Annotated in this window: 12 protein-coding genes; 8 read left to right on the forward strand and 4 right to left on the reverse strand. The window is 62.5% G+C overall.

The features are described from left to right. Positions 1-53: 53 nt before the first annotated feature. From VGE08_RS13780 to VGE08_RS13800, 5 genes are all read left to right on the forward strand, one after another. On the forward strand, positions 54-1172 hold the full coding sequence (locus VGE08_RS13780; RefSeq protein ID WP_331068563.1) for a GNAT family N-acetyltransferase: 1119 nt from the start codon (positions 54-56) through the stop codon (positions 1170-1172). 145 nt (positions 1173-1317) lie between these two features. After that, positions 1318-1995: a PEP-CTERM sorting domain-containing protein gene (locus VGE08_RS13785; protein ID WP_331068472.1), complete on the forward strand. Its 678-nt coding sequence runs from the start codon at positions 1318-1320 to the stop codon at positions 1993-1995. Positions 1996-2149: 154 nt separating this feature from the next. After that, positions 2150-2992, forward strand: coding sequence for an SGNH/GDSL hydrolase family protein (locus VGE08_RS13790; RefSeq protein ID WP_331068473.1), 843 nt, complete (start codon positions 2150-2152; stop codon positions 2990-2992). Between the two features lie 8 nt (positions 2993-3000). Further along, positions 3001-3624 (forward strand): hypothetical protein, encoded by a 624-nt coding sequence (locus tag VGE08_RS13795; protein ID WP_331068474.1) that lies wholly within the window; start codon positions 3001-3003, stop codon positions 3622-3624. Then, positions 3621-4187: a hypothetical protein gene (locus VGE08_RS13800; protein ID WP_331068475.1), complete on the forward strand. Its 567-nt coding sequence runs from the start codon at positions 3621-3623 to the stop codon at positions 4185-4187. Before VGE08_RS13795 ends, VGE08_RS13800 begins: the two co-directional genes overlap by 4 nt. Positions 4188-4231: 44 nt before the next feature. Here the strand turns inward: VGE08_RS13800 and VGE08_RS13805 are convergent, their stop codons facing one another. From VGE08_RS13805 to galE, 4 genes are all read right to left on the reverse strand, one after another. Further along, positions 4232-5569, reverse strand: a complete 1338-nt coding sequence (locus VGE08_RS13805) for a sigma 54-interacting transcriptional regulator (RefSeq protein WP_331068476.1) — start codon at positions 5567-5569, stop codon at positions 4232-4234. Further along, complete coding sequence (locus VGE08_RS13810; RefSeq protein WP_331068477.1) at positions 5538-6233, reverse strand: hypothetical protein; 696 nt, start codon at positions 6231-6233, stop codon at positions 5538-5540. Before VGE08_RS13810 ends, VGE08_RS13805 begins: the two co-directional genes overlap by 32 nt. A 6-nt stretch (positions 6234-6239) precedes the next feature. Further along, on the reverse strand, positions 6240-7694 hold the full coding sequence (locus VGE08_RS13815; protein ID WP_331068478.1) for a HAMP domain-containing sensor histidine kinase: 1455 nt from the start codon (positions 7692-7694) through the stop codon (positions 6240-6242). A 199-nt stretch (positions 7695-7893) separates the two neighbouring features. Then, positions 7894-8889, reverse strand: a complete 996-nt coding sequence (gene galE, locus VGE08_RS13820; protein ID WP_331068479.1) for a UDP-glucose 4-epimerase GalE — start codon at positions 8887-8889, stop codon at positions 7894-7896. A 266-nt stretch (positions 8890-9155) separates the two neighbouring features. Between galE and VGE08_RS13825 the strand changes: the two genes are divergently transcribed. From VGE08_RS13825 to VGE08_RS13835, 3 genes are all read left to right on the forward strand, one after another. Next, positions 9156-10145 (forward strand): serine/threonine protein kinase, encoded by a 990-nt coding sequence (locus tag VGE08_RS13825; protein ID WP_331068480.1) that lies wholly within the window; start codon positions 9156-9158, stop codon positions 10143-10145. 225 nt (positions 10146-10370) lie between these two features. Continuing rightward, on the forward strand, positions 10371-12149 hold the full coding sequence (locus tag VGE08_RS13830; protein WP_331068481.1) for a hypothetical protein: 1779 nt from the start codon (positions 10371-10373) through the stop codon (positions 12147-12149). 93 nt (positions 12150-12242) lie between these two features. Then, a complete protein-coding gene (locus VGE08_RS13835) occupies positions 12243-12809 on the forward strand; it encodes a hypothetical protein (RefSeq protein ID WP_331068482.1) in 567 nt (188 codons plus the stop codon). Positions 12810-12850 lie beyond the last annotated feature (41 nt).

Here is a 12850-nt window from a genome sequence, read left to right on the forward strand (position 1 = left end):
CTTCAGCAGTCGAACAAACATAAGATAGTCGCGTCGGGGAGACGGTGAAGGCGATGTTGCAGGTTCGGGTCTGGGACGAACAAGAGTGGAATGCTTCGCGCGAGCTGTACGACGGCTTGTTACGGCGCTCGAATGCAAATGCTTTGTTTCTCTCCTACGACTGGCAGAGCTTGTGGTGGCAACATCTGATTCAACGCCAGCCGCATGAGAAGCTGCACGTGCATGCGGCGTACGACGGCTCGGAGCTGGTCGGTGTGCTCATTGTCGTGTCGGGCAAGGTGCGCCGTCGGCGTTTGAGGTTCCGTTCAGTGCAAGTCGCCGGTTCGCGGCTCACGGAAGCGCGCGGCGCATTGACCGAGTATCTCGATATAGTCGCGGTCGCAGGACGCGAGGCGGAGGTGCGCGCGGCATGCCTCAGATCGATTCTGCAGCACGAGCGCTGCAGTGAGTTCGTGGTCGGTTGGACCGGGGCGGGGGAGGCATGGGTGAGCGCCATCGAAAACCTGCCGCGGCCTCCATGGAGCTACGTGCGGCGGATCGATCCCCTGATCAGCTACCAGGCCGATCTGTCGACCGGCTTCGAGCGCTATCTCGCCACCCTGAGCGGCAATGCGCGCCGCAGTCTGTTCAATCAAAGGCGCAAGCTGGCGGAGAAGGGCGAGCTGACCGTCACCGAGGTGCCGCCCGCGGAGCTTGACGCGGCGTTGCAGGAAATGAACCGGCTGCATGCCTTGCGCTGGAATGCCCCGGCCCTGTCCGGTGTGAATCTGCGTGTCCATGAGGACCTGATCCGGCGTTGGGCGGACAGCGGCAGCGTGCGGATGTCCATCATTCGCATCGACGGCAAGCCGATCTCGGTCCTGTATGACCTGCGGGTCGGTCAAGCCCAGTTCAACGTCCAGATGGGCTTCGATCCCGGTTTCGACAGCTCCATTTCGCTCGGCTTGATCCATCTTGGCTACGCCATGGAACAAGCGGCTCGCGATGGCGTGCAAACGTACGACTTCATGGCGGGCACCGGCCGCAGCACGGATTACAAAAAACGTATCGCGACCCGTACCGCCAACGTCATCACGATCCAATATCTCCGCAATCCGATCCTGGCCACCATTTTCCGTCTGTACGACGCCGTACAGGAGCGCCGCTCCAGGCACGATCGGGAACATTCATGAAGGCAGCCCCCTGTCGCTCTGCTTGACACTCGTCCCGTCCGACTCCGGGTTGGGATTTTTAACTGATTGAATATTATGAGAAAAATCGAGGTGGCACGGGCGGTGCATTCACCTACACCGTCAGTCCATCAACTACGGAATGTAAATGAACATCAGCAAGCTCCGGAAGGTAATGGTCGCTGCGGCCCTGTTGGGAACCGCTGGCGGCGCCCAGGCGGGCTTCATTGCCATCGATAACCAGAACCCCACCGGTTCGGTTACGAGCATCGTGCCGAGCAACGATTTTCGTACGACGCTGGCCAGCCTCGGCGTGGACACGTATGAGCTGGGGACCTCGCTCGGGGTCGATCTGGCCGGAACCGTGACCTATTACTACTACGGCAAAGAAGCTGGCTACAGCAACGAATTCAGTGCCGGCAACCTGACGTACAGCTCGGGTTTCACGCCGGAGGCTCAGAACTACTTCGGCAACCCGATCCAGATCGGCACGGTGTCGGTCGGCCCCGGTTTGCTCGACTTCCAGTTCTGCGCCTACAGCTCCGGTCCGGTGCTGCAGGGCTGCGTGACCAATGCCCAGAACGACGGCCTCGGCATGCTCTCCTTCCAGTCCATCGCCATGAGCATCCTCGGCGATACCGCCTGGTTGTTCTGGGATGATTCCGGTGCCGGCCCGGACGACAACCATGACGACATGCTGATCAAGGCGGTCTTCACGCCCAGCAACGTGGTGCCGGAGCCCGGCACACTGGCTCTGTTCGGCCTCGGCGTTCTCGGCCTCGGCTTCGGCGCCCGGCGCCGGCAGCGCAAGGCCAGCCAGATCTGAAGCACTTCACCGGCGGCTGCCGTTCTGGCGGCCGCCCTCTCTTCGGTATCTTGAACGCCGCGCTAGACCCGACAGGTCATAAGTGCTATTGAGCGTCCGCCCCCAAACCGAAGATCGTTTCTCAATCACGAGCAGATCCACAGGAGGCTGGCAGGTGTCCAGGCTCATTCAGCAATGCTTCGCCGCGCGACGCGCGTTCGTAGCAGTCGTCTTGCTGCCTCTATTGATGACGGTCGCCTCCTGCGGCAAGCAGGGCGGCGAGCAGGAGAGTGACATGTCCGTTCCGTTGACCGATGCCGAGATCGCCGCAGTGGCGAGCCAACGGATCGTCTTCGCCCATCAGTCCGTGGGTAACAACATCCTCGAGGGGGTGCAAAGCCTCACCGGGCAGCACGGCAAGCCGTTAACGGTGGTCGAAAGCCGCCAGGCCCCGGAAGAATGGCAAGGCATCGCGCATTTCAAAGTGGGGGAGAATGGCAAACCCCTGGGAAAGATCGAGCAGTTCGCGCAGATCATGAACGCCGACGGGTTCGCGCAAGCCGACGTGGCCATGCTCAAGCTGTGCTATATCGACTTCGATGGCGGCGCCACCGATCCGGAGAAACTAGCCGCGAGCTATGGCGACACGCTCGCGCAGCTGCAATCGCGGTATCCCCAGACCCGCTTCGTGGCGATGACCGTGCCGCTCACGACCATTCAGACGGGCCCGAAAGCCTGGGTGAAGAAGCTTCTGGGCAGGGCACCGGCCGGCTACGAGGACAACCTGCGCCGTCAACAATTCAACGAGCGTCTCCGCGCTCGGTTCAGCGGCGACAGCTTGTTCGATGTCGCCCGGCTGGAAGCCTCCGCTGGCACGCAGACCTTCGAGTATCAGTCGCGGCAAGTCGAAGCATTGAATCCGTCCTATACTTATGATGGCGGCCATCTCAACGAGCAGGGCAAGGCTGTGATCGCGGCCGAGTTCGTAAAATTCCTCGCATCGCAATCAGGAACGTAGAGTCACCTATGTGGTCCGCCCTGCGGGCTGACATCCGGTTGTATTGGGAGTTGCAGCGCCAGCGGCTGTCTGCGCCGCTCGCATTCATGCGTCTGCTCACTTCGCGTGGGTTGCTGATGCTCGCCGTCCATCGGTTGTCGCGGCATCTGATGCAGCTGCGCGAGCACCGGCGCTGGTCGCTGCAGATCATCTTGATACGCGTGCTGGTGGGCATCGGCCACGAATTGGCGGTAGTGCTCGCCAAAGCCGATCTACAGGCTTCGACTTTGATCGAGCCCGGCGTCTACCTCTCCGATCGCGGCAATCTGGTCATCGGTGCGACCCGTATCGGCAGCGGCAGCGTGCTTCATCATTGCGTGACCATCGGTATGGACCTGACGAAAGCGGGTCGGCCTTCGATCGGCAACGATGTATGGATCGGTCCGGACTGCGTGATCTATGGCGCTATCCAGGTGGGCGACGGCGCGACCATCCTGCCTGGTACCGTAGTCACCAGGAATGTGCCGCCGCGCGCTGTGATATCCGGCAATCCGGCACGAGTGCTGCGTCTGGACTACGACAATCGGCAGCTGCGCAGCTCGGTGTTACCCGTGGTACAAGAAGAGCTGGTGACTCAGCCCGCGTCCTCATGAGCTTCGTGCAGACGATCAAAGCCGATATCGCGCGCTACGCGAGGGAGCGACCGGTGCGCTTCGATGTGGCCACGCTGCTCCTGGTGAAGGAGCACTACGGGTTGCAAGCGGTGCTCGTCTATCGCCTGGGGCAGGCATTGCTCAGCAAGAAGGACAAGGTCCTTTGGTGGCCGCTGGTCGCCATAGGCAGTGTCCCCTACGTGTTGCTTGCCGCGTGGATGCGTTTCGGCTACGGCATCGACTTGCGCCCCTCGGCGCAGATCGGCGCGGGTTTGTACATCGGCCATTTGGGCGGGATTCGCGTCGCCAACTGCCGCATCGGATCGGGCTGCTCGATTGCACAACGCTGTCAGATCGGGGCACCGGATGGTCCTGGACCGCTGATCGGCGACCGCGTTTGGGTCGGGGCCCATGCTCGCATTCTCGGCGCGATCAATATCGCCGATGGCGTGACCATTTCTGCCGGTTGCCACATTGCGCGCGATCTGCCGGCTCGCGTCCTCGTCGCTGGCAACCCAGGGCGAATCACGCTGCGCGACTACGACAACAGCAGGCTGCTCTGATCGAGCTCCGCTGCGGGCCTCGGCCGAGGCCCGCAAAACTCATCTCACCGCTGCTTGAAATCTTCCGGCGTCAACTGATGCCGAGCCAGCAGCTTGTAAAAGTCCGTGCGATTGCGCTTCGCCAGACGCGCCGCCTGACTCACGTTTCCACCGGTGATCTGCAGAATCTGCGACAGATAGTTGCGTGTGAACTCGTCGCGCGCTTCGTCGAATGACGGCAGGCGAGTGGGGCCACCGCCCAGCGCCGCTTGCACCAGCTCCGCGCTGATGATGGGGCTGGTGGCGAGCGCCACGTTCTGACGCACGACGTTTTCCAACTGCCGCACGTTGCCGGGCCATTCGGCGCTGACCAACAGCTCGACCGCTTCCGGTGCATAGATGTGACGCTGCTCGCCAGTCTCCTGCGAGACCTTTTCGAGGAAGTGCGATACCAGCAGGGGCACATCTTCGCGACGCTTGGCGAGCGACGGCATCTCGATGTGCACGACGTTCAAGCGATAGTAGAGATCCTCGCGGAAGTGGCCGCCCATGATGAGCTGCTTCAGATCGCGATGGGTCGCCGAGATGATGCGCACGTTGACGGTCTTGGCTTCGGTGCTGCCCACCGGGCGCACCTGATTCTCCTGCAGCACGCGCAGCAGCTTGACCTGTAGACGCATCGGCATGTCGCCAATTTCGTCGAGCAGCAAGGTGCCGCCATCGGCCGCCTGGAACAGTCCGCCGTGTTCGCGGATCGCGCCGGTGAAGGCGCCTTTCACGTGACCGAACAACTCGCTTTCCAGCAGGTTCTCCGCCATGGCGCTGCAGTTGATGGCGACGAACGGACGATTGCGACGGTTGCTGGCTTTGTGGATCGCGCGAGCCAGCAGCTCTTTGCCCGTACCGCTTTCACCCGTGATCATGACGCGCGCATCGGTGCCGGCGACCATGTGCGCCTGGGCCAGGCGCTCTTCCATCACGGCGCTGCGCGTGATGATTTCGCTGCGCCAGTCTTCGGTGGTGTCGGCGAAGCCGGAAACCTTCAGCGCCTTCTGCACCTGATCGAGCAGCTCTTGCTTGTCGACCGGCTTGGTGAGGAACGCGAACGCGCCGCTCTGGGTCGCCTGGACGGCGTCCGGGATGGTGCCATGGGCGGTGAGGATGATGACCCTCAGACCCGGCGCGCGGCTCTGGATCTCCTTGAGCAGGCCGATGCCGTCCATCTGGTCCATGCGCAGATCGGTAATGACCAGATCCGGGCGGACGCGGGCCAAAGCGGCGAGGGCGGCGGCGGCGCTTTCGACCGCGTCGACTTCGTAGTTCTCGGCGCGCAGACGAATGGTGAGCAGCCGGAGCAGCCCCGGATCGTCGTCAACGACTAGCAGACGGGCTTTGCGTTTCACTGTTTGGTGACCCGGGGGCGACATCGCGATTGCCAGGGGGCGTGGGACTGCGTTCAATGATAGACCTCTCGATTTCTTTGATCGCGTCCAGCTTCTGCTGGGCTTCGGCGAGGGCACGGCGCAAACGTGCGTTCTCTTCGATCTGCGCCTGAATGCGCTTGTCCGAGTTTGCCTGTGTACGACTACGGTCGTCGAGTGTCGCAAGCAACCGACGATTTTCGGCCTCCAGTTTCAATCTAACATCGGTTTCGTGCAGCAACACGGCGGCAAGCGTTCGCTCATCCTGAGTGAGCCGCTCTGGGGTGGCCAGCAGTGTTTCCAGCAAACGTTTGCCCTCGGAGGGACTACTCGCGGGATGGCCGGGTGTCACCAGTGCGACCGCGTATCGCAGGGTGCTCGCCGTGGTCGGAGCGCGCGTGTATTCGCGCTCCACTTCATAAAACAAATCCGCCTGGCGTGCCGGATCGGGCATGCTCAGGTCCCTCATGATGTCGAGATAGGCGGGCGCGTTGCCGCCGGCCGGGACGGTGCTGGCCGGATCGTTGGCCGCGGCGGCATTGGCTTTCGCCTCCGCGCGCAGGTGCTCGACGACCTGGCAGCCTTGCAGCAGCAGCGCCGCGAGGCAGACGAGCAAGGAGCCGATGGTGCGATTGAGTTGCATCATGACCCGTTATGCCGGCTCGCCTTCGAGCACCGGCGCCAGCGGCAGGCGGATACGGAAATGGGCGCCCGGGAACATGCCATCGAGAATCTCGATGGAGCCACCATGGGCCTGCACGAATTCGGAGACCACCGACAGGCCGATGCCGGTGCCCTTGAGATGGCCGGCGACGGGTGCGCGGCCCGAATAGAAGGCGTCGAAGATCGCGGCGCGTTCGTCCTTGGAGATGCCGGGGCCGGTATCGGCCACATCCAGCACCAGTTGTTCCTTGTCCGCTTTGGCATGAATGAATATGGTCCCACCCCGAGGGCTGTATTTGAGCGCGTTCGACAGCAAGTTATCCAGGATCAATTTCAACTTGGCGCGATCGGCGTGCAGCTCGATGTCTTGTACTTTCAGGTCCAGGTGCACTCGCTGCGCCAGCAATGTCAGCTGGTGCGTCTCCAGTGCCGACTTGACCAGCGGCCGCAGCCGGAACTCGCTGATCTCCAGCCCCGAATGCCGCGCCTGCCAGGCGCTGAACTCCAGCAGATTCTCGATCAGCTGCTGTAGCTTGATGCCGTTGTCGCGAAGAATCGTCGTGACTTCGCGCTGCGCGCTGTCCAGTTCACCGACCGCGCCGTCCATCAGCAGTTCCGTGCCCTCGCGAATACTGGCAAGCGGCGTTTTCAACTCATGCGACATGTGCCGCAGGAATCGATTGCGCTCCTGCGCCAGATCCAGCAGCCGCACGCGCAGCCATTCCAGCTGACGTCCCAGGTTGACCAGGTCGGTGGGCCCGCGCACCGCGATGGCGCGCGAGAATGTGCCCTTGCCGAGCTGGCTGATCGCCGCGTCGATCTGGCGGATCGGGCGCATCAGCAGGAACGTGAACATGCCCACCAGCATGGCCGTCAGCAGGATCAGGACCGCCGACTGCCAGAACAGATATTTCTGCGTGTCCGCGGTCGACTGCTGCAAGCGTGACAGTCCGGTCTCGACCTGTTGGCCGGTCACCGCGGACAACGCGAATGCCGCCTGCCACATGGGCTGGATCGCCTCCACCGCGTCTTTCACCACTTCCGGCGACGCCGGCACGGGCGAGAGCAGGGCGGCATCGACGCGCCGTAACGAGGTCCGCAGCGCTCGCAACTGGGCGCTGTGGTCCGGGTCGTCGGCCACCGTCTCGATACTTTCCAGCGTTGCCAGCAAGCGCTCGCGGCTGTCGCTGTATACATCGAGCAGACCTGGATCGTTCAGCACCTGATACAGCTTGGCGCTGCGCTCGATCGGTGCGATCTGCTGGAACAGCTGCTGCGTATAGTGCGTGGTCTGCACGCCGCTGCGGACCAGGGTCGCGCTTTCTTCCGAGAGATTGCGGACCTTGGTCGCGGCAATCACCACGCCCAGCAGCAGCGGGATGGAAACCAGCGCGAAACCGGTCAGCATCAGGCTGTTGAGTGAGCTCGGGCGGGGCAGACGCATGGGGGCGGATTCTAGCGCTCGAAGCGGCCGCAATGCGCGATTGTGCAGTGATCAGCCGTGGCTTGCCCGAACTGCGGGGGACGGCTCAGGGGCTGCTTGCGAGCCGGTCTGATGCTCGATTCGGTAGCCGTCCACCGCGACCCGCAGGCGTGATCGGTGCTCATCCTTAAGGCGACCTCCGCTGCAGTGACTTCGGCCTTCAGTTCTTCTGCAGGCCTGGTTCTTGCTGCAGGCGGCGTTCCCAGGCCAGCTGCGACCGAACGATGGTGTCGAGGTCGTCATGTTGGGGAACCCAGCCCAGCAATTCGCGGACCCGCTGCGCCCTGGCCACGAGCGAGGGCGGATCGCCGGCTCGGCGGGGCTCTTCGACAGTCTTCAATGGCTGGCCATTCACGCGATTCACGGCTGCGATCACTTCGCGCACGCTGTAGCCGTGACCGTAACCGCAATTGAGTGTGACGGATGCGCCATTGCCGCGCAGGTAGTCGAGAGCTTTCAGGTGCGCGCTGGCCAGATCTTCGACGTGGATGTAGTCGCGCACGCCGGTGCCATCCGGCGTCGGATAGTCGGTGCCGAAAATCGAAATGTGCGGCCGTTTGCCCACCGCCGTTTCGGCGGCCACCTTGGTGAGCAGCGTCGCCTTGAGCGTGGATTGACCGATGCGCCCGCCGGGATCGCAGCCGGCGACGTTGAAGTACCGCAGCACGACGTAGCGCAGGGCGGTGGCGGCGGCGAGATCTCGCAGCATCCACTCGCTCATCAACTTGGAGGTGCCATAGGGGTTGATCGGCACGGTCGGGCTGTCCTCGGCGGCGACGCCACCTTCGGGAATGCCGTAGACCGCGGCGGTCGAGGAGAACACGAAATGTTTTACGCCGGTGTCCTGGCAGCTCTGCAGCAGGTTGCGTGTGCAGCAGGTGTTGTTGCCGTAAAACTTGAGCGGGTTCGATACCGACTCCGGCACGACGGTATTCGCGGCGAAATGCATCACCGTCTCGATGCGATGCTCGCGCAGCACGCGAGTGACCAGCTCGCGGTCGCCCGTGTCGCCCACCACCAGCTCACCGTGCAACACCGCCGAACGGAAGCCGGTGGACAGATTGTCCAGCACCACGACCTTTTCCTGGCGCTCGCCGAGCTGCCGAACCACGTGACTGCCGATGTAGCCGGCGCCGCCGGTGACGAGGATGGTCATAGTGTGTGATCGCTGTCCGAAAAAACGTGCGCCGATTCTAGCAGTAGTCCGCCGGCTCGCTGTCCGGTAGTTCATACATGGCACGGCGCGGCCAGGGGCACGGCACGGCGGGATGTCCGGTCCTATCGCCTGCCCTATTGTGGCATGCGTCGCAGGACCGAGACGGCACCCGGAACAATCTGCAATGGACGCGGATCGTGCCGGCCAGTCACCATTGGCAGGCTGGCGCTCGTGCCAGAGCTCAAGTGTTCCAGTCTTCACGTTCCATGCCCAGACCCGATCCGCATCCATACGACCGATTGACTCCCGACGTGATCATTGCCGCAGTGGAGTCGCTCGGCCGCGATTCCGACCGCCGCATCCTTGCGCTCAACAGCTACGAAAACCGCGTCTATCAAGTGGGCATGGAGCAGGGGCCGCCGCTGATCGCGAAGTTCTACCGGCCGGGCCGCTGGACCGATGCCGCCATCCAGGAGGAGCACGGTTTTGCGCTCGAGCTGGCCGCGGCCGAAGTGCCGGTGGTGCCGCCGCTGGTGCGCGATGGCCGCACCCTGTTCGAGTACGAAGGCTTCCGCTTCGCGCTGTTCGAGCGCCGCGGCGGCCGCTGGCCCGAGCTGGGCTCGGCCACCGAGCGCGAATGGATGGGCCGGTTCCTGGGGCGCATACACATGGTGGGACGCAGGCAGCGTTTTCGTCATCGCGAGCGCATCGACATCGAGCGCATGGGCGAACAGTCACGTGACTTTCTGTTGCTGAACGGCTGGATTCCGCAGCATCTGGAGCATGCCTACGACTCGTTGACGCGCGATCTGCTCGATGCGGTCCGCGAAACGTTCGAAGCGGCGCAAGGTGTGAAAGAGCTGCGGCTGCATGGCGATTGTCACCGCGGCAACGTGCTATGGACCGATGAAGGACCGCACTTCGTCGATCTGGACGACTGCGTCATGGGGCCGGCCATCCAGGATCTATGGATGCTGCTGTCGGGCGACCGGGCCGAAATGGCCGAGCAGTTGTCACAATTGCTGGAGGGTTATTCGCAGTTCTCGGACTTCGATTATCGCGAATTGGTGCTGGTGGAGAGCCTGCGCACGTTGCGCATGATTCACTACTCCGCGTGGCTTGCACGGCGCTGGTCCGATCCTGCGTTTCCCGCGGCTTTTCCGTGGTTCGTGGAGCCGCGCTATTGGGAGAATCAGGTGTTGTCGTTGCGGGAGCAGCTCAGCGCCATCGCCGAAGGGCCGCTGGACTTGCGCTGAGAATTACGCTGAATGCGTGCTGAACGAGGCGCTTCGCGTCGAGCGGCGGCGCCGCCGTTCCATCGGGAGAATGAGACCGCATCGACTTTTTGTAGTTTTGTCACTGTGATAGCGTGCCGCGCGATTCGACAGCGCGTGTGCTTTCGAGCACAAGACGACCGCCGTCACGGACACGGAAGAAGCATTGCTAACATCGCCCGTCGTGGGCGCTCGGGTACTGAACACATGGCGCAGGAACTGTCTCGTCTGGCTCGCTTGATCATCACCCTCGGCGGCTTCACGGTGCTGGCCGCCTGCGGCGGCGGTGGCGGATCGATCGATACCGGCACCGATCCAGGGAGTCCAGGCACTCCGCCGCCCAGCGGCGGTGGCGAGCAGATCACGGTGAGCGGCCGAGTCACGTTCGATCGACTGCAATTCAATGCAACGCTGGGTAGTGGTCTGAATGGAGCGAACCCGGTCGTTTCGCCGGCGCGCGAGGTGGTGGTTCAAGCCGTTTCCAACAACAGTACGTTGGCAACCACGACCACGGACGCCGATGGCAATTATTCCTTGAGCGTGCCCGCTAACAGGAGCATGTTCATTCGCGTGCGCTCGCAGATGCAAAAGAGCGGTACGCCCAGTTGGACTTTCACGGTGCGTGACAACACGCAGTCGGATGCGATTTACACGCTCGATGGCGCAAGCTTCAACAGCGGCACGGCGAACCAGACTCGTGATCTGCACGCTCCTTCGGGATGGGGCGGCAATGGCTATACCAGTAAGCGCCGCGCGGCTCCGTTTGCGATTCTAGATACCGTATATCTCACTAAACAACTCATTCTCGACGCCGCGCCGACGGCAACCTTCGATCCGCTGGATTTGTATTGGAGTGAAGACAATCGCACCGCTAGCGATCCGTTCTGTCCCGATAAGGGCGATATCGGCACGTCTTTCTACTTCAGCGGCGTGGCCAACGATAATTGCACCCAACGGCGCCCACTGCCTGAAGGCATCTATATTCTCGGCGACTACGCCAATGGCAACGGCGACACTGACGAGTTCGACGCACACGTGATCGCGCACGAGTTCGGTCACTACTTCGAGGATCGTTTCAGCCGTTCCGATTCGATCGGAGGCTCGCATTTCTTTGGCGAGCGTCTCGATATGCGCGTCGCGTTCGGAGAAGGTTGGGGTAACGCGTTCGGCGCGATGGCGTTGAATGAGCCTGTTTACCGCGATTCCGCGTCAGGCATCAGTCGAGATGGCGGATTCAATCTGGAGACGGGGGAGGATGGGGAGGCCCAAGGTTGGTTCTCGGAAGCTTCCGTGGGAAAGATCCTGTGGGACATCTTCGATACCACGTCCGAGTCTGGGGACAATGTCCCATTGGGCTTTACCCCGATCTATAACGTCATGCGGGGTCCGCAGGTGGACACCGACGCGTTCACCAGCATCTTCACATTTGCAGACGCATTGATCGAAGCGAATGGCAGCTTTGCAAGCGACATCCGCAATCTGCTCAGCAAAGAGAACATCAACGGCACCGGTGAATTCGGCATGGGCGAAACCAACCCTGGCGGTGACCCCGGCTTCATGGGGGTGTATCGGGAAATCATCGGAACAGGCACGGTCACCGATATATGCAGCACGTCGAACGCTAGCGGCAACGTGGACGGCAACAAACTCGGCAACGTCCGATTCGTGCGCTTCGTGAAAAACAATTCCGGTCCCGTGACCATCCAAGCTACGGGTACTGCGTCATCGGTGGGGTTAGATCTGGCGGAAGATCCGGACATCGTGGTTTACCGCCGCGGCGTGTCGCAATCCTTTGGACTCGGCTCGGATGGGCTGCCGATCGGCCAGAGCGCTGCGGTCAGGCAGGAGACGATGAACGTGACCCTCGATGCCGGCACCTACGTCCTGGAAGTCTACGACTACCAAGTGATCGATCCCGATGTCGACCCGGCAAACAGGCCATCCACGCCGCGTTGCATGTCCTTGAGCATTACCGGTACTACTTGAGCGCATTGCCCAGTGAGTAGACTCGAAGCGCGTCATAATAGAGGCATGATCAGGATGAACCTTTCACCCCGGCGGTTGCTGCTTTGTGTTCCGATGGCCACCCTGGCTCTGCTGGGTGCCTGCAGTTCAGAGCCCGATACCGCGGCCGCGGCACCTGCGCCGGTGCGGCCGAAGCCCGCGGTGAAGGCGCCGGCGGATGAAACGGCGGCCTTCGCCAAGGCCGTCAGCGACGGCAAGCCCGGGGCGGCCGTGACCATTCGCTATGAATTCAGCGGTAAGCCGACGCTGGGCACGCCCACCGAGCTGGACGTGGCTTTCATTCCGAGTGCCGGGGTGGACTCGCTCGAAGCCACGCTCACCGGCATGGACGGCATCACCCTGGCCGGCCCGCTGACCGTCAGTTTCAACTCGGTGGAGTCGGGCAAGCCCTACCGGCACAGAATCTCGGTGCTGCCGGACCGCACCGGCGTGTTCTATATCACCGCCTCGGTGAACACCAAGATCGCCGGCTCCAGCCTGAACCGCACGTTCTCGATTCCGTTCGTGGTCGGTCAGCAGACTGCCCGAGTGCAGCAGAAGCCCGAGCCCGCCCGGGATGCCGAGGGCGAGGCCATCCATCCGATGCAGGCGGAGGAGACGACCGGGCCGAAACAGGAGTAACGGCAATGCCCCGAAATGGCACACTTTGGGTAGGCGGGCCC

The organism is Steroidobacter sp. (assembly GCF_036406195.1).
Lineage (GTDB): Bacteria > Pseudomonadota > Gammaproteobacteria > Steroidobacterales > Steroidobacteraceae > Steroidobacter.